At 38.9% G+C, this 19,147-nt stretch carries 13 protein-coding genes; 9 read left to right on the top strand and 4 right to left on the bottom strand.

Annotated features, from left to right (window positions below; all coding sequences use genetic code 11):
- Nucleotides 1–391: 391 nt before the first annotated feature.
- From AKG98_RS07885 to glpD, 4 genes are all read left to right on the top strand, one after another.
- Entirely contained in the window at nt 392–1,561 is a 1,170-nt protein-coding gene (locus tag AKG98_RS07885; protein WP_067043853.1) for an MFS transporter, read from the top strand.
- A 449-nt stretch (nt 1,562–2,010) separates the two neighbouring features.
- Nucleotides 2,011–2,868 carry an MIP/aquaporin family protein gene (locus tag AKG98_RS07880; RefSeq protein WP_067043850.1) on the top strand — a complete coding sequence of 286 codons (858 nt, stop codon included), beginning with the start codon at nt 2,011–2,013 and terminating at the stop codon, nt 2,866–2,868.
- Between the two features lie 210 nt (nt 2,869–3,078).
- On the top strand, nt 3,079–4,611 hold the full coding sequence (gene glpK, locus AKG98_RS07875) for a glycerol kinase GlpK (RefSeq protein ID WP_067043847.1): 1,533 nt from the start codon (nt 3,079–3,081) through the stop codon (nt 4,609–4,611).
- 325 nt (nt 4,612–4,936) lie between these two features.
- A complete protein-coding gene (glpD, locus tag AKG98_RS07870) occupies nt 4,937–6,484 on the top strand; it encodes a glycerol-3-phosphate dehydrogenase (protein ID WP_067043844.1) in 1,548 nt (515 codons plus the stop codon).
- 114 nt (nt 6,485–6,598) lie between these two features.
- Here glpD and AKG98_RS07865 read toward each other — a convergent pair whose 3' ends face one another.
- Nucleotides 6,599–8,236, bottom strand: a complete 1,638-nt coding sequence (locus AKG98_RS07865) for an electron transfer flavoprotein-ubiquinone oxidoreductase (RefSeq protein ID WP_067043841.1) — start codon at nt 8,234–8,236, stop codon at nt 6,599–6,601.
- Between the two features lie 205 nt (nt 8,237–8,441).
- Between AKG98_RS07865 and AKG98_RS07860 the strand changes: the two genes are divergently transcribed.
- Complete coding sequence (locus AKG98_RS07860; RefSeq protein WP_067043837.1) at nt 8,442–9,440, top strand: ABC transporter substrate-binding protein; 999 nt, start codon at nt 8,442–8,444, stop codon at nt 9,438–9,440.
- Nucleotides 9,441–9,817: 377 nt separating this feature from the next.
- Nucleotides 9,818–10,144 (top strand): thioredoxin, encoded by a 327-nt coding sequence (trxA, locus tag AKG98_RS07855; protein WP_067043834.1) that lies wholly within the window; start codon nt 9,818–9,820, stop codon nt 10,142–10,144.
- 182 nt (nt 10,145–10,326) lie between these two features.
- Here the strand turns inward: trxA and pulA are convergent, their stop codons facing one another.
- On the bottom strand, nt 10,327–14,175 hold the full coding sequence (gene pulA / locus AKG98_RS07850) for a pullulanase-type alpha-1,6-glucosidase (protein WP_198155458.1): 3,849 nt from the start codon (nt 14,173–14,175) through the stop codon (nt 10,327–10,329).
- Nucleotides 14,176–14,738: 563 nt separating this feature from the next.
- Between pulA and AKG98_RS07845 the strand changes: the two genes are divergently transcribed.
- On the top strand, nt 14,739–16,166 hold the full coding sequence (locus AKG98_RS07845; protein ID WP_228140248.1) for an alpha-amylase family protein: 1,428 nt from the start codon (nt 14,739–14,741) through the stop codon (nt 16,164–16,166).
- Nucleotides 16,167–16,359: 193 nt separating this feature from the next.
- Here AKG98_RS07845 and AKG98_RS07840 read toward each other — a convergent pair whose 3' ends face one another.
- Together AKG98_RS07840 and AKG98_RS07835 are read right to left on the bottom strand one after the other, a co-directional pair.
- Nucleotides 16,360–16,728 (bottom strand): hypothetical protein, encoded by a 369-nt coding sequence (locus tag AKG98_RS07840; RefSeq protein ID WP_067043828.1) that lies wholly within the window; start codon nt 16,726–16,728, stop codon nt 16,360–16,362.
- 26 nt (nt 16,729–16,754) lie between these two features.
- A complete protein-coding gene (locus AKG98_RS07835; protein WP_067043825.1) occupies nt 16,755–17,114 on the bottom strand; it encodes a VOC family protein in 360 nt (119 codons plus the stop codon).
- A 469-nt stretch (nt 17,115–17,583) separates the two neighbouring features.
- On the opposite strand from AKG98_RS07835, the gene AKG98_RS07830 reads away from it, so the two are divergent.
- Together AKG98_RS07830 and AKG98_RS07825 are read left to right on the top strand one after the other, a co-directional pair.
- Complete coding sequence (locus tag AKG98_RS07830) at nt 17,584–17,790, top strand: cold-shock protein (protein WP_067043822.1); 207 nt, start codon at nt 17,584–17,586, stop codon at nt 17,788–17,790.
- A 354-nt stretch (nt 17,791–18,144) separates the two neighbouring features.
- Nucleotides 18,145–19,095, top strand: coding sequence for an RDD family protein (locus AKG98_RS07825; RefSeq protein WP_067043819.1), 951 nt, complete (start codon nt 18,145–18,147; stop codon nt 19,093–19,095).
- Nucleotides 19,096–19,147 lie beyond the last annotated feature (52 nt).

The following is a 19,147-nucleotide window of genomic DNA, read 5'->3' as shown; positions in this document are numbered from 1 at the left end:
ACTAATTATGAAATGAAATTGTTACCGATTTCATTTTTAATGATGATTAACCAAACAGCTATAAGCAGGTGTTAATGATGTTTTTAAATCACATTTTATAGCATTTTTGTTACTTAAATAGAGCTTTAGTTTTTTTCTGTGTTTGATTTGTGTTTATTTACAGTTAATTATGGAAAGATGACGTTGTAAAATATTAACATGTCAGTAACCTCATGAAATAGGTGAATAAGTAAGGTTTATATAGTTTGTAAATTATTTTAAATTGTATGGAAATGATCTTTACTTCCGAATGATTTAGGATTAAAGTCTCGCCGAAATATGCAGTAACCAGCAACTGGTACACATATAGTCGCATAACCTATATTTAAATAACTTAACTTGAGGATACAAGGTGGGAACATTCGCCTGCACAAACCCACGAAACAGTACTTTCGTACCTGTTGTTGGTTTGTCATTTTTTGCTATTGCATCTGGCTTTTTAATGAGCCTAATTCCGCTATCACTACCATCATTTGGTCTCAATTTGACACTAACACCTTGGTTGGTCAGTATCTTTTATCTGGGACTATTAATTGGTTCATTACAGATAGAAAGAGTAGTCGCCAGAATAGGTCATCGTCTTGCGTTTATTTTATTTTTAAGTGTGTTGTTATTATCAGTATTTTTGATGATCGCAGTGCCAACGGCTGCAACGTGGTTAGCGTCTCGTTTTATTGCGGGTATTGCTGTTGCTGGCGTATTTGTTGTTGTTGAATCTTGGCTATTAATAGCCGATACAGCAAAACAACGTGCAAAGCGTCTTGGCTTATATATGACGTCTTTATACGGTGGTAACTCACTTGGTCAGTTAGGACTTGTACCAATCGGCGTAGAGGGTGTTTTTCCTTATAGCGTGGTGATTGCTGTATTGTTGATTGCGATACTACCACCACTATTAATCAAAGTAGGGCAACCTGATTGTATTGGTCATCAAAAGATCAAGTTAGCAGAACTAAAAACACTCAGCCGACCTGCAATTTTGGGTTGTTTAGTGTCGGGTATGTTAATGGCACCTGTTTATGGTTTGATGCCTTTGTATATTAAAGCGCAAACAGGTAGTGCTGAGCAGACGGGGATGTTAATGGCGATCATTATCTTGGGCGGCATGTTAGTGCAACCATTAGTCAGCTATTTATCACCAAAAATGAGTAAGACATTGCTAATGTCCTTATTCTGCTTGGTTGGTGTGTTAGGGATTATCGGGATATTAACGACCCGTGATTCGGTGTTATTAAGTTCCAGCTATATGCTATTGGGTGCGAGTGTGTTCTCGATATATCCGGTTGCGATCTCGCTAGCGTGCGATAATTTAAGCATTAGCAAAATTGTTTCGGCAACGGAGATCATGTTATTAAGTTATAGCGTGGGTTCCGTTGTTGGCCCTGTTGCTGCACAAGGCTTTAAGCATTATAACAATGGCTTAGTTACATACCTTGGTGTTTGCATGTTAACGATGTGCATTTACATGCTTATTAAAAGTGCGACATCAAAGCCAAGCGATCATTCTGCTATCTCGCAGTAGGGTCACACTCGTCTAGTTAATACAGTGTTGATACGGTTAAGCCTGTTGATGGTTTAACCGTATTTTGTTCGTTTTAATCATATTGTCGTTACAGTGTTCGTTTATTTACATTTAATCTTTTTTAGCCCTTTCTGATTAGACTATATGAAGTATTTATGCGATTTAAACACATTTTATTACCAATAAAGTGTTAATTTTTGTTGCGGTCATGCAATGTAATTCCATCCGTATATGATTTTATTCTGGTCAAACCAGCTCGATACTGCGTATTTTGTAAGTTAATATAACTCAATGTGTCTTATTTGAGCGTATTTATGTGTTCGAACGCTCACTTTTATTCTTTGTTTGTTTTAATTATGTATTAAAAGTGTAAATTTACTGACACACGAAGATCGTGTATACCCTACATAAAAATATAAAAATATAAAAATATAACAAAGGAATGAATCATGGCTAACAATAAACAGCATACTCTGATGGGCGAATGCCTGGCTGAGTTTATTGGCACCGGACTGCTAATTTTTTTTGGTGTCGGCTGTGTAGCAGCATTAGTATTAACAGGCGCTAGTTTTGGTCAATGGGAAATCAGTATTATTTGGGGTATGGGGGTAGCGATTGCTATTTACTGTACAGCCGGTGTATCTGGTGCTCACATTAACCCTGCTGTGACTATTGCCTTAGCAGCTTTTCACGGATTTGATAAAAGCAAAGTACTACCTTATATTTTCGCTCAGCTATCAGGAGCTTTCTGTTCAGCTGCTTTAGTATACGGCTTATATAGCAACTTATTTACTGACTACGAAATCGCGAACGGTTTCCTACGTAACAGTGAAGCGGCATTATCAACAGCGGGTATCTTCTCAACTTACCCACACCCATCATTAACGTTTATTGGCGCATTTGCGGTTGAGTTCGTAATCACTGCGGTATTAATGTTCGCTATCTTAGCGTTAGGTGATGAAAGCAACGGCGAACCACGCGGTGCAATGAATCCAGTGCTTATCGGTGTGCTAATCGCGGTCATTGGTGGTTCTTTAGGTCCACTAACTGGTTTTGCAATGAATCCTGCACGTGACTTTGGTCCTAAACTATTCGCTTATTTCGCGGGTTGGGATTACGCACTAACAGGCGCTAAAGATATTCCTTACTTCATCGTACCAATTTTAGCACCAATTGTAGGTGCATGTTTTGGTGGTTGGTTGTATCCAAAAGTGATTGGTCAATACCTACCATCAGCAGGCCACGGTTGTACTATCCCAAATCAGTGTGATGACGAATCAGCTGAAGGTGTAGCTGCTAAAGTATAAGCATGCAACGATGAATAAATTTTGAATAACACCCAAGCGATTTAGAATACGATATTATTTATAATGAATAAGTAAAATCAACACGTAACATCAGAGAATCGCTTGGGTATATAATTAAATAAACAGCTAAATATATAGTTAAATAAGACCTATTACTTTAAACACTAAGTATAAAGTACTCATACCAAATGAAATATAAAGGACTTCATAATGACTGAGAAAAAATACATTATTGCTTTAGACCAAGGAACAACTAGTTCTCGTGCCGTTATTCTTGACCACGATGCAAATATTGTCAGCGTTTCTCAACGTGAATTTACACAAATCTATCCGCAAGCCGGCTGGGTTGAACATGATCCACTTGAAATTTATGCAACTCAAAGTTCAGTATTAGTTGAAACGTTAGCGAAAACAGGTATCAGCAGTGATGAAATCGCAGCTATCGGTATTACTAACCAACGTGAAACAACCATTGTTTGGAATAAAGAAACAGGCAAACCAGTTTATAACGCAATTGTATGGCAGTGTCGTCGTACTGCAGATATGTGCGAGAAACTAAAAGAACAAAACGAAGGTTTTGAAGAGTATGTTCGTGAAAACACCGGTCTGGTTGTTGACCCTTATTTTTCAGGTACAAAAATTAAATGGATCCTTGATAATGTAGAGGGTGCACGTGAAGATGCTGAAGCAGGTAAACTACTGTTCGGTACCGTTGATACTTGGTTAGTTTGGAAAATGTCACAAGGGCGCGTTCATGTAACAGACCACACGAATGCATCACGTACAATGTTGTTTAACATCAATACACTACAGTGGGATGAGAAACTACTTAAGATTCTTGATATTCCACTATCAATGATGGCAGAAGTGAAATCTTCTTCAGAAGTGTATGGTCAAGTGAACATCGGTGGTAAGGGCGGTACGCGTATCCCTCTTGCTGGTATTGCGGGCGATCAGCAAGCTGCACTTTATGGTCAAATGTGTGTAGAGCAAGGTCAAGCGAAAAATACTTATGGTACTGGTTGTTTCTTATTAATGAACACAGGTAAAGAAAAAGTAACATCTAAGAATGGTCTATTAACGACGTTAGCATGTGGTCCACGCGGTGAAGTTGCATACGCACTTGAAGGCGCGGTATTCATGGGTGGCGCTTCTATTCAATGGCTACGTGACGAAATGAAGTTACTTTCAGATGCAAAAGATTCTGAATACTTCGCAACTAAAGTTGAGACTTCAAATGGTGTTTATGTTGTTCCTGCATTTACAGGTTTAGGCGCACCGTACTGGGATGCATATGCTCGTGGTACGATCGTTGGTCTAACACGTGGCGTGGGTGCAAACCACATTATTCGTGCAACACTAGAAAGTATCGCGTATCAAACCCGCGACGTACTTGATGCAATGCAAGCGGATTCAGGCATTAAACTGGCTGAACTACGTGTAGATGGTGGTGCAGTAGCAAATAACTTCCTAATGCAATTCCAAGCTGATGTACTAAATACAACGGTATTACGTCCAGCGGTAACGGAAGTAACAGCATTAGGTGCTGCATACCTTGCAGGTCTTGCTGTTGGTTTCTGGGGTAGTCTTGATGAGCTTTCAGACAAAGCTGTTATCGAAAAATCATTTGAAGCACATGATGACGAAGTAAAACGTCAACGTCGCTACCGTGGTTGGAAACGTGCTGTTAAAGCGGCACAATCATGGTCTGAAGGTCATGACGAAGAAGACGATTTACTATAATCGTGTTTAAGTTTGATTGCCAATAGGTCGTCGCCTTAGCTTAAATTGAAAGAGTGCCATTAAGTTTTATATAGTGGCGCTCTTTTTTTATGTGTTTTATTGCAATTTGGTCTATTTTTGTCATCAAGTTGCCATGTCTTAATGTTTAATAGCCATTCGAACATTCAATTAGGCATAAATTCAAACTTAAATGTTCGAAATGTAAAAATAAATGCGCGAATTCGAAAGTAAATGATGATTTTAATATGAAAGTGTTCTATATTAACTGCAGATGTTCGATAGCGGTCGTTCGCTCAGACAAGAATGTATTTAAAGTGAGTTAAGTATGAATAATGGAAATCAGAAAGTAATGACCAATGAAGTGTTAGACCTGATCGTTGTTGGCGGTGGCATTAATGGTGCTGGTATTGCTGCAGACGCTGCTGGCCGAGGCTTAACTGTTGGCTTATATGAAGCAGCTGATTTTGCTTCTGCAACATCATCAGCAAGCTCTAAATTAGTTCATGGCGGTTTGCGTTACCTTGAGCATTACGAGTTCCGTTTAGTATCTGAAGCATTAGCAGAACGTGAAGTATTACTTAAGAAAGCGCCACACATTGTTAAACCAATGCGTTTCCGTTTACCACATCGTCCTTTCTTACGTCCTGCAATACTGATTCGTGCAGGCTTGTTCTTGTATGATAATTTGGGTAAACGTACAACGTTACCAGGCAGCAAACAAGTAAATTTAGCGAAATCTGGTTTGCTTAAAAAAGAAATTACCAAAGGTTTTGAATATTCAGATTGCTGGGTTGATGATGCGCGTTTAGTGATCCTAAATGCAATGGCAGCACAACGTAATGGCGCTGAAGTTGAAAACTATTGCCGTGTAGAAAAAGCCGTTCGTAAAGATGGTCTATGGCAAGTCACTATTCTAAATGAGCAAACAAATGTTCGTTTCGAGCGTACAGCGCGTGCATTAGTGAATGCAGCTGGCCCTTGGGTTAAGCAATTCTTCGATGAAAGCATGGAAGAAAAATCACCACGTAACATTCGTTTGGTGAAAGGTTCACACATTGTGGTTCCACGCATTCATGATGAAGAACAAGCTTACATTCTACAAAATAAAGATAACCGTATTGTATTTGTTATTCCTTATATGGAAGACTTCTCAATTATCGGTACGACAGACGTTGAATACGTTGGCGACCCACGTAAAGTAGCGATCTCTGACGAAGAGGTTGATTACCTGATTGATGTTGTAAATGAACATTTTGTTAAACAACTTGCACCGAGTGACGTTGTTTGGACTTACAGTGGTGTACGTCCACTCTGTGATGACGAATCGTCATCACCACAAGCAATTACACGTGATTACACACTGGAAATTGAGCAAGAAGGCACACAAGCGCCATTGCTATCTATCTTCGGTGGCAAGTTAACAACTTACCGTAAACTGGCTGAGTCTGCGATGAATCTAATTTCACCGTACTTTGACAAGTTAGGTGATTCATGGACTGCTGATACTGCGCTACCAGGTGGTGATTTTAACTATCCTCGTACACAGCTAGTTGCCAATATCTGTTCACAGCATTTATGGCTAAACCCTGAAACCGCTAAGCGTTATGTTAATCAGTTTGGTACAGATTCTTGGAACTTATTTAAAGATTGTCAATCTGAAGCTGATTTTGGTATTCATTTTGGCCAAGGCGTTTATAGCCGCGAAATTGATTACTTTATTGAAACTGAATTTGCTAAGAAAGCGGAAGACGTATTATGGCGTCGTACTAAGCTTGGTTTGTACTTAAGTAAAGCGCAACAAGCTGCTGTTACTGACTACATTAATGCACAAGTAGTAAAGCTTAATCCGGTAAAGCTAGATAAAGTTGGTTAGTTGCGTAACTCACTACGCTGATTGAACAACTTACATTAAAGCGCCGCTAATCATTGATTAGTGGCGCTTTTTTATATCTGTCATTTAAGATAATGATGATGGGTATTCTTTGTATTACATACTGGAATAATTGGGTCCGCTACCGCCTTCCGGTGGTGTCCATACTATGTTTTGTGAGGGATCTTTAATATCACAAGCCTTACAGTGAATGCAATTTTCAGCATTAATCTGGAATTTTTCTTCTTCGTCGATGGTTACTATTTCGTAAACGGCCGCTGGGCAATAGCGTTGAGCGGGTTCTGCAAAGCGGGGCAGGTTAGAGCACATCGGAATACTGGGGTCGGTGAGTTTAAGGTGGCAAGGTTGGTCTGCATCATGTTGTATATTGGCTAAAAATATCGAGCCTAACCGATCAAACGTTAATTCGTTGTCTGGTTTAGGATAAATGATTTCTGTGGCAGATTTTACTTTTTGTAATTGGCTGTGATCTGGTTTTGAATCGTGCAGCGTAAAAGGCAAGCTTTTATGCAGTATGTTCTGTTCAAACCAGGTGACACCTAACATGGCATTACATCTGTGGGTGATAGGTGCAAAATTGCGGGATTGATATAGCTCTTGGTATACCCAAGACGTTTCGTATAATAAGGTGAAACTATCAAGATTCTCCTTATTTAACGCGATTGCTGAAAATACGGCTTCGGCACCAACCATACCTGTTTTCATTGCTGTGTGCGTGCCTTTTAATTTCGCCACATTCAGTGTGCCTGCATCACAACCAAGTAATAACCCGCCGGGGAACACCATTTTAGGCAGTGAGTTATACCCACCTTTGGTGATAGTTCTGGCTCCGTAAGCAAGGCGCTTTCCTCCTTTAAGGTAACGACTAAATGCGGGGTGTAATTTGAGTCGTTGAAATTCGTCGAAAGGACTGAGGTTAGGGTTTTGGTAATTTAAGTCGGTGATCAAACCAACATAAGCCTGATCTTTACCTAGGTGATATAAGAATGCCCCGCCAGTGGCGCCGTGTTCTGCTAATGGCCAGCCGATACTGTGCATCACGAACCCCGGGTGATGCAGGGCGGGATCGATTTGCCATAGTTCTTTAATACCCAGTCCGTAATGTTGTGGGTCGACGTTTTTATCTAGCTTGTATTTTTCGATCAATTGTTTACCTAGGTGACCACGTGAACCTTCTGTGATTAAGGTGTATTTGCTAATCAATGCCATACCCGGCATGAAGTTATCTTTTTCTTTCCCGTGTTTATCGCGACCCATATCGCCAGTGATAACGCCTTTAACACTGCCGTCCTGATTAAATGCTAAATCGTTGGCGGCAAAGCCAGTGAAGATCTCAACACCGAGATCTTGTGCTTGTTGTGCTAACCAAATACATAAATCGCCAAGGCTGATGATATAGTTATGTTTGTTGTCTAAGCTTGATGGGACTAACATACTGGGGACGCGACGGGCTGTGGTCGCATTTCTAAGTAGCCAAGTTTCATCTCGTTTTACGGCGTCGGTCACCGGGGTGTTTAAGTTTTGCCAGTCGGGAAACAGTTCGTCTAATGCGCGGGGTTCAAAGACTGTACCAGCAAGGGTATGTCCACCAATATCAGCGGCTTTTTCGAGTACACAAACGCTCAGTGCTGTGCCAGATTCTAGCGCCAGTTGACGCAAGCGACAGGCCGCTGATAATCCAGCTGGACCAGCTCCGACAATGATAACATCAAACTCCATTGATTCATGTTCCACGCTTGGCATCCTTATTCAATGACTTACATTAAGTATTGTGTATGTTTGAATAAGCGCCAATCATATTGAAATTAGCAACTAACTAATTGAATTTGACTGGTAAGTTCAATTATTTTAGTGAAAATTAATGTGCAATTGAAAATAGTGGTTACAATAACGTTAATGACTTTCAATCAATATACTCAGTTTAATTTGAGGTTTTATTATGTTTAAAAAATGCCCTTTAGCAATACTGTTAACGATGGCGTCTTTCAATACCTTTGCAGCAGAATGTGGCTCAGTGACAATAGCTGACATGAATTTGGGGAGTGCAACCTTAGTCGCCAATATCGATGCGTTCATTTTAGCAAATGGTTATGGCTGCGATGTTGAAATAGTGCCAGGTAACGCGACGATAACAGCGACGTCGATGATTGAAAAAAACACCCCCGATATCGCGCCCGAATTTTGGACTAATCAGATAAGAGCAACACTGGAAAGAGGTGGTGAAGAAGGCCGTATTGTTGTTGCGGGAGATCTACTTTCTGATGGTGCTATTTCTGGTTTTTGGGTGCCTGCGTATATGGTAAAAAAAGATCCGTCTTTAGCTACGTTAGCTGGAATTAAGGCCAATGCTAAATTATTTAAACACCCAGAAGATCCTAGTCGTTCTGCTTTTATGGCGTGTCCTGCGGGCTGGACTTGCCAGATATCAACCACCAACTTATTTAACGCGATGGACCTTTCTGACTACGGTTTTGACTTAGTTGATCCTGGTTCCGGTGCTGGATTAGCGGGTTCAATGGTAAAAGCGTACGAAAATAAAGAAGCATGGTTTGGCTATTATTGGTCGCCAACCGCGCTTATGGATAAATATGAGATGGTTCGTGTTGATTTCGGTACTGGCTTTAACCGTGATGAATTTGAAAACTGTACCATCATCGAAGACTGTGAAAACCCGAAAGTGACGGACTATCCTGCCGCACCTGTACAAAGTATTGTCACCGCTAGCTTTTCTAAAAGAGAACCTGCGGTTATGCTGTACCTTTCCAAACGTTCATTTACTAATAGCGAAATGAATCAACAGCTTGCTTGGGTAGAAGAAGAGCAAGCGGATGGTGACTACGCCGCAGAACACTTCTTATTGAATAATAAAGCAATGTGGAGTCAATGGGTAACAAGTGATGCAGTTAAAAAAATTAATGCAGCGTTAGCTGATCTATAGCCAATCAAATAGCGTGCTAAATACATAATTGAAGGAAGCTGAAATGCTTCCTTTTTCGTATTCAGTTAATGACATTTAGTTTTGGGTTATCCAAGGTTAGGTAAGGTGTTGCAAGCATAAATCTGGCGAAAAATTTAGAGGGGTAATATAGAAAGTTAAATCAATTTCTTACCGGTAATCGGCAAGATGTGACGAACGATTTTTTATATTGCTTTTAGTTTAACCTGTGCTGCAGTATTGACTCAATAATGGTCACCTTCCTTAAATTGAAATAGAGTCGTGAGAGAATGATGTTTAACCATCATTTGGCTGCTCGTTTGGCTCCCAAAATAACAGCTGAATACCTGTTTTTAACACTTTAAGGTAGAGGAACGCTCGTGAATAAGGATATTTTTAACGTAACTGATGCAAGTTTTGCACAGGACGTATTAGAATCGGATGTGCCAGTCGTTGTCGAATTTTGGGCTGAATGGTGTGAACCTTGTAAATTAACGGGCCTCAATCTTGTTGAAGCTGCCGGAGAGTACGCAGGTAAGATTAAAGTAGCAAAATTGGATATCGGTGATAACGTGAGTACGCAGAATAAATTTGATGTTCGAGGTGTTCCGACATTGATGCTTTTTAAGAAAGGCAAAGTTGAAGCAACAAGTGTTGGCGCAATGTCTAAAATGAAAATATTTTCATTTATCGATTCAGCTATCTAGGTGGAAGGATTTATTAATTGAATAACAAGTTATAAGCCATTGCAAAAACTTTATTTTCGGTGTTGAAATCAGTACCGGATTCTAGCTACTAACGATAGCTGAAGAACTAGGGTTGGGTTAACATGAAGCAAAATTGCGGCTAATATTAACTCGCAATTTTGCTTAATTGTCACCACTTAAATTTATTGTACATCGGCCTTCAGTGTAATAGGAAGACCTACACCGCGTTCACCATCACGAGCTTGGACGAATACTGCACTAGACCATGGCGGAACTTCAAATTGACCATGAGTAAAGTTAGCGTTACTGGCAATAGAGTTAGTTTGGTTGTGCGTGGTACTCAGTTCAAATCCTATAAGGTCGATAGCGTTATTACTGTTATCGAGGAAACTACCCATTGTTTGTTTCTGAGGCGTCGCATTAATTATAATAACAATAGCGTCAAGTTGACTGTCTAAATCCGTTGTTTGTGCTAAGCCATTATCAATGCTCATTACAATGACTCCTGGAGTTTGACCTTCTCCTACGTTACGGAAATCAACTCGGCTCATAACCTCATCTGCATTCGGCAGCGTCATCAGTGGTGATGCTTTACGAAGTCGAAGCAGCTCTTTGTAGAATTCAAACATCTGCTCTAGGTTTGTGGCACTTGGTTGTGCGTTTGCTGTTTGTATCTTTTCGATTAAATCATAGTTGGCGGCGTCTTTGTCTTTTGCTGGAAGGCCTTTATCCCAGTTGTTGTCATTAAGGGTAAAATCAACACGATTATACCAGTCTCCATAATCGTAGGAGTCACGCTGCATAGATTTAGAACGCAGCAGTTCACCACCCATATGGTTAAATGGCATAGCCTGACCAAGTAACACGGTAGAAATGCCGATCGCCTGCATGCGAACGCGATCGTCTAGCGAGACATCATGTGATATTTTGTACATATTAATATCCCAAAGCGTCTGGTTATCATGCTTAGAGACATAGTTTTGAGTTTCCCATGGTTGTTCTGCATAGCCAGCTGCTTGGCCATTATAGTCTAATGTTGAACCTTTCTGAGTGTTGCCTTTATAGTCAACAAACTCGAAATTTTTGAGGTTACCGGCCATACCTAAACGAATGAGATCAATTTGATGCAGCGTACGTGCTAATTCATTTGATACCCCATCATTATTAACATTGGCTGCAATGTCGACTAGCTCATTCGGCATCACATAGGCGCCCGTAGCAAAGCCTTGTGTTTTACGTATACTTTCCCCGGTATCAAAGGGGCTACCTCCACGTACGGCATCACGCAGTCGATCAGAGAAAGAACCAATACCCGTACCACCTAAGTGTTTTTGGGTAGCCTGAACAAAACGTTTGTCGTCTTGGACTTCACCAAAGTTCCAGCCTTCACCATAGAAGTATACGTCTGGATTAACTTGACGGGCGGCCTTAAGTGTTCCCTGCATTTGAGAAAGTGGGTGGTGGCCCATTAAATCCCAACGGAATGCATCAATCTTGTATGCTTTGACCCAGGTTTGAATTGAATCATCGATAAGTTTGGCAAACATTGCATTTTCTGGTGCTGTGTTATCGCAACATGTTGATGTTTCTATCGCGCCGGTATCAGGAACTAAGCGCTGGTAATAAATGGGAACAACTTTGTCTAATACCGACTTGTCATTCAGGCCTGATGCATTAGTGTGGTTATAAACAACATCCACAATCACATTCATACCTATATCTTCTTTGATTGATTTAACCATTTCGCGGAATTCTAGGATCCGCTTGGAACCCTCGGATTCTGTTGCATACGAACCTTCTGGTACAGTGTAGTGAAGCGGATCATAGCCCCAGTTGTAGCTATCGACGCTACGCACGTATTCATTGAGCTCTTGAACTTTTGCGTTGTCTTTGCTGTCGACGTCTGTAAGTTCTGCGAAGGCATCTGCAATAGAGCCACCATTTGTGCAATAGTTTGAAAAATTAGACTGTTTTATCGTAGGATTTAGCTCACAAAGCTTACTAAACGGTTGATCGATATTTGCGACTTTTTCAGGATCTTCGTTGATAGTAGCAATATCGAATACTGGCATTAAGTGTAAGTGGGTCATGCCTGCTTTACTTAGCTGCTTAAGGTGATCGACTGGTACGGATTCTTGCTCGGTAAAGGCAAGGTACTTGCCTTTATTTTGCGTACTTTCATCGCGAGCTGAGAAATCACGGACGTGTGATTCATAGATCACCATGTCAGAAAGATCGCTTTCTTTTTGGGAATGAGGCGCTTCTAAGCTATCCCAGCCGTTTGGTTTTAATTGGTCGGAATCTAAGTTAATTACCTGACTGTAGATGGAGTTAGTTGAAAGACTGACTGAATACGGGTCCGTAACTTCATAGCCGTAGCCTTTTTGTTCACGAGGTTGGAATATCTTCATAGCATAACGATAGAACTTCCCATCTACCGCATTACTTTCAAGATCGACGCTCCAGCTACCCGATGTTTTGTCTTCAACCATTGCAATACGTTGAGCTTCTGATTTATTACTATTGTAGATAACCAGCTCGATGCTGCTGGCGGTTGGGGCCCAAAGCCGGAAAGTTACGTCGTTATTATTATAGATTGGACCATATTGTAGCTCTGTGGCTTCTTGTGCGAATAATGCATCCAATGCGCCAGCGTACTGGATACCTGTGGTGGACCGAAATTTACCATTGTTGGTTGAAGCAATCGCGACCATACTGCCTTTCACTAATGAAGAAAGTGCTATATCTGCTGGCAGAGTGGGTAAAGCAAATGCAGGGTAGTCAGCAAGATGAGGGTATTTAGTTTTCTGCTCAACAGTTAGCTCGGTAGAATTCAATATAATTGAAGCACCAGAAACTACCTTCTTAGATTTTCCATCTTCAATGATCTCTTTAACTTTATATTTACCATCATGGTTGAACATAATTTGGACCATATCGGCATTTGCACCACCTTTCCATACTAGAGTTTTGTCGTCTAGCATGATTGCGCCTAAGGTATCGATTGAGAATTCAGATGATGGTCCGGCTAATTCAAAAGCTTGTACGCGAGTATCGTATTGAACAGTACTACCTGGAATAAAAGTGACTGAACGATTATCACCCATAGTTGCAATATCTATTTTAATATTTGAGTTAATAAGCTTATCTTTATTTCCATTACGGAAGATAACATTGAAGCAACCAGATTCCGTATTTGTGACAGGAAGATACCAGATAGGACCAAAGTCATCACTATTATCTGGGATCACAGATACATCGTCCCACCCTTTATTTTTAGCTGAATCAGTTAACCCTTCACAACCCCCATCTGGTTTTTTATCTGTTCCCCAGAGGTGAAGGTTCATGCTTTCGTAGGGGGTATAATCACCCATGGCATCGTAAATCTGTAATGCAACCATGCCTTCTTGAGGTGTATCAAACTCCCCTGGGTTGATGGTATCAGGCATGGTGACATCAGTACCAGCCTGCGGAAGCCCTTTAGCTGTGAGTAGTCCATCTTGACGGGACCCTTCAACTTTTTTAGTGCTATTGTCTGCAATAAAAAATTCTTTTCCTAAGTCAGCTTCACTAATCGCCACTGTAACTTGCGTTACTTGGTTTCCATCTTTTACTTCTAGCGTGCTGCATGAATTGAGTACATTTTTATTAAGCAGCCAAACAGGACCAAACTCATCAGCGCTAATTGTAGCTACGGGGTTAATATTCTTGCAGTTTAGCGTCCAGTGAGTGTATTGAGGCGCACTTGACTGCAAGGCTTCGATGGGATTAACGCTGACCATATAGCTGATAATAAACTGTTCTTTAGATGGCGAAGGTGCGTCATCCGGTAGGGCGACTGTAGGTCGAAGTTCAACTGGAACAGGTTGTGAAATACTCGGTTCTATTAATTCATCTGGGATAGTGGGAGTGACAGGTTTTGAAGGTGTAGATGAATTGTTATTACACCCTACGATAATAGCTGTAGAGCATAGCGGTATCATTATTTTCGCAAGTGCTGAATATTTAAATTGTGTAGTATTTTTTTTCACTGTCTCAATCCCTTGGTTATTTATAAATTTGGCTAAGAGTTCAGAAATAATTAATTGTTTCTGTGATGATAAATAAATGGATGACAATAACATCAACCTTTTTAATAAGGTTTGGGGTGGAGGCAAAGGGGGGAGATAATATTAAATTTGAAATAAATCACACTAATTAGGCTTAGCCTTGTGATTAAGGAACAAAAAGCATGTACGGAGGTTTAAGCAAGTCACTTTTTGTAGGCAAGTATGGCAATAAAATGTAATTTATTAATTATTCACTCTTTTGCAGGGCGCTAAGACAAAAACTCGAATTTGTGATTACCATTCAGTTCTCCATGATAAAACACTTAAATTTAAATTTTTACCGTTTAGTTAGAGGTCAAATTACTTATACCACTACAAATAAACGCGTGTTAAGAATCAAAATTAAGCTTGGTCTATAAGTTAATTCTAAATAGACAATGAGGCCCATACAAAATGAGGCGAAGATCCAATATGTAGAGGAAAGGATTTTTTTATAAAAAGAGTTAGATTTATACTGTTCAAACCTATAACAACACTAGTAAATAATGATGAAACGAAACTTAAGATTTGTATCAAACCCAATAATAAAAATTTTGTTAGGCGCTACTTTTCTACTTGGAACGCAAGGCAATGTTTACGCCGACACCATTCTTCATGCTTTTAATTGGAAATATAGTGATATCACTAGTCAGGCCCAAAATATTGCAAAAGCAGGTTATAAGAAAGTTTTAGTATCTCCACCATTAAAATCTTCTGGGAAAGAGTGGTGGGCACGTTATCAGCCTCAAGATATTCGTTTAATTGACTCACCTTTAGGCAATAAAGAAGATTTACAGACGTTGATTTCAGCACTTAAAAAGGAAGGTGTCGACGTATACGCAGATATAGTTTTAAATCACATGGCTAATGAGAGTTGGAAAAGAAGTGATCTAAACTATCCAGGTAGTGAGCTGTTAAATCAGTATAGTGAAAACAGTGAATATATAAATAGACAAAAGCTTTTTGGAGATCTTAACAAAGGGATATTTTCTAGTTTTGACTTTCATCCTGCAGGGTGTATATCTGATTATGGGGACCCAGGAAATGTACAATATTGGAGATTGTGTGGTAACGATAAAGATACAGGGTTACCAGATCTTGATCCAAGTGATTATGTCGTTAAGCAACAGCGTCAATATCTTCAATCTTTAAAAAGTATGGGAATAAAAGGCTTTAGGATTGATGCTGTTAAGCATATGAGTGATTATCAAATTAACCAAATATTTACGTCTGATATTACTTCGGGTATGCATGTTTTTGGTGAAGTTATTACAACAGGTGGTAAGGGGGATTCTCAGTATCATACATTTCTTGAACCATATTTGAATAACACCAATCATGGTGCATATGATTTTCCTTTATTTGCTTCTATAAGGTCTGCATTTTCTTATAATGGAAGTATGTCTTTACTTCATGACCCACAAGAATATGGTCAAGCATTGCCTAGTGATAGGGCTGTCACCTTTACTATTACTCATGATATTCCGACGAATGATGGTTTTCGTTATCAAATAATGACTCCTATTAATGAAAAATTAGCTTATGCCTATATTTTAGGTAAGGATGGTGGATCTCCTTTAATTTATAGTGACGACCTTCCAGATAGTGAAGATAAAGATAATCGTCGATGGGAGGATGTTTGGAATCGTGACTATATGGTTAAAATGATTTCCTTTCATAATGATATGAAAGGAAAACAGATGGAAACTTTATATAGTGATAAGTGCATGCTCATTTTTAAGCGCGAGAAAAGTGGATTAGTCGCTATAAATAAATGCTCTGAAGAGCGTTTTTATACTATTGATACATATAAGACGGAGCTTAATTGGTATGTGCCATATAAGGACAGGTTAAGTAGTCATAGCGAAACTATTAAATCTCGTTATCATAAATTATCTGTGCCAGGGCAGACGGCTAGAATGCTTGCGCTTTAATTTGAGAACTTCAGTGTTTTGTAAAAGGGTTCCAAAAGGGTGGCGTGAATTTTTATATGTGCTTTTGGGAGCATTAAGGTGCAGTACAGGACGTATTGGAATCGAACGAAGCTGCTATCTAGCTTAAAGCTGAGGGGTTAGATTAATACTAACCCCTCTTACTTATTTGAACTTAATATATTGAGCCAACATCTTAACTGGTTACGTTTTCAACCAGACCTTGTAGGCTATCTCCTTCAACACGATGAATATTTGTGGTGTAGTAATCCAGACTATATTCAATGTTTAACGAAAAATATAAGCTTTGTTTGAGATGAACTTTTATCGCCTTTTCTATTTCGCCACTTAACTTTTCCGTAAACGCTTTATCTCGATGAGGTTTAGTTAATAACGATACAGTAACGAGTATATGAGAGTATTTATACTGAGAACAAGGATAAGCTCTTGATTTGCATACGCCAGCACTCATGTCATTATCATTAATTATTTTTTCGACAGAATCAAAGATTTTATTCGTGTCTATATCTAAATTATCAGAATATTTAATTTCTACGTGAGGCATATTAATATAGTCCTTTTGAATGATTTTTATGCACTATTTTTGCACCAAACGGCTAATTCATTACCACTTGGTTCTGTAAAGTGAAAGCGACGACCACCAGGAAATGAAAATATAGCTTGTGTTATTTTTCCGCCCGCTAATTCAACATCTTCTTGTGTTTTTTTAAGGTTAGAACTAAGTAAAACTAGTAGAGCTGAACCGTTACTGATTGTTGATACTAAATCAGATTTGTAAAAACCGCCATCAATACCTTGATCTGTAAATGCAATATAATCTGGTCCAAAATCTTCAAATGACCAACCAAAAGCTTTTTGAAAGAATAGTTTTGTAGCAGGGATATCTTTAGCTGGAAATTCTACATAGTTTAATTTTTCATGCTGAGTCATCAATAACATTCTCCTTGGTGCCGTCGTTTGCTAGCTAACAGTTTGTTATACTGAATATCGAATAACGTTAATTTCATTTAAATTATCATAAACAGTACCAAATTTATTATTAATTACAAATAGATAATGAAAAATGGTTATCTTAAATCGACAATCGTTCGGAAAACGTTAAATTCTATTATATTGGTATATAAAACTAGATTGTCGCTTTAGGCTAGCTAAAAATGTCGTAGAATATGCAGAGGTGCAAGTAAATGTTTACAGGTAGCGCATTATTTATTTTATAAATACCTTTGACTTTTTTTAAATATTCTATAAAGTGCTGCCTCAGCAAGAAAGCCTTTTGTTTACATTCTCCATTTCGTTGTTTTATTCATAATACCTCGCTCTGCAGTTTTTAAGTTCCAGATTTTTGTACGCTATTCAAGCCTATTAAGGCAATTTAACATTAAGATTACAGGATATTATTATGTCTAAAGTTCAAGGTACAGTTAAGTGGTTTAACGAAGCTAAAGGTTTTGGTTTTATCGAGCAAGAGAATGGTCCTGATCTATTCGCTCACTTTAGCGCAATCGCTAGCGAAGGTTTCAAAACTTTAGCTGAAGGCCAAAAAGTTGAATTCACTATCGGCGAAGGTCAAAAAGGCCCTAACGCTGAAAACATCGTAGCTATCTAGTTTGCGATGTACTCAGTTCTAATATTGAACTGAACAAATATTAAAGAATGGCGAACCTTCATTGGTTCGCCATTTTTTTTGCCTATTACATTCTCTCGTGCTCTATATTGATAACGCCTACCTCTCTGTTCTAATTATACTTTGTGTTTTTACGCACTATCATCCGATTGTTATCGTATTGGTCACAGTTTGTCTGTAAATAATCTTCTTGTTATTTTTATTTAGTGAAAATACGAATAAAATCAAACCTATATTTTAGCTTGTTAGTAAATGACAGCAATGAACACTTTCTCACAGTCGTTGTAATATAAAATAGCGATAAATAGCGATAAATAGCTTAATAAGGACTAAATTTTGGACGAAGTACAAGACAAATGGATTTGCGGATTTTGGACACGGATAGGAGCTTTGCTCGTTGATTCCCTCATACTTGGAGTCATTGGTGTTGCTTTAGGCTTCTTTTTCGAAAGCACTTTTGTTCAAATAGGTGGTTGGGGTAAATTAATCGGTTTTAGTATCGCCATGATTTATTTTGGAATGATGAATAGCGCCATGTTTAATGGGCAAACTTTTGGTAAGAAAGCATTTAAAATAAAAGTTGTTGATGCTTCTAATCAAGTCATTAGTGTGCCTAAATCAATGCTTAGATATAGCATTCTTGCAGTGCCATTCTTTGTAAATGGAGCGCAAATCCATAACGATGATTTACTTACCTACTTAATATATCCTTTCTCCATTTTGTTATTTGGTGGTTTGTTCGCAATTATCTATCTTTATGTTTTTAACCGCGTAACTCGACAGTCTTTGCATGACTTAGTGGTTGGCACATATGTTGTTAATGTTGCTGCATCGCCAAAAAACATGGATAAGGTTTGGAAGCTTCACTTAATATTTGTATCCGGCGTTTTCATTATGACGGGACTTGCACCTGCATTTGTTTCTAACGTAGATCAATCAGAGCAATTTAAAAGTCTATTATATACTCAAGAAGCACTAAACAATATCCTACAGGTTAAATATGTCGGTATTACTGACAGTACGAAAAAAACGATGTCTACGAATGCTAAAACGCGTATTACAACGTATGTAAAGGCCAGTGTTTACCTCAATGACAATGTTGTAGATGACAGAGCATTAGCCGAAAAATTAGCGCAGGTAATTGCTAACACTTATCCTGATTCGACGGATAGAAACGTAATTCAAGTGACGCTGATATATGGTTACGACATTGGCATTTGGTCTCTATGGTATAGGCATAATCATTTATTTAATCCGATAGAGGTTTTGTTTTTAGAGGACGACTAAGCGCTAAAACGGTTTTTTAAATTGTTAAATAGCTAGTTTTTGTTAAATATGA

The organism is Moritella sp. JT01, assembly GCF_001574435.1.
In the GTDB taxonomy this organism is placed as follows: domain Bacteria; phylum Pseudomonadota; class Gammaproteobacteria; order Enterobacterales; family Moritellaceae; genus Moritella.
Note: the sequence above shows the minus strand (reverse complement) of the source record. Positions and strands in the feature narration are given on the sequence as shown.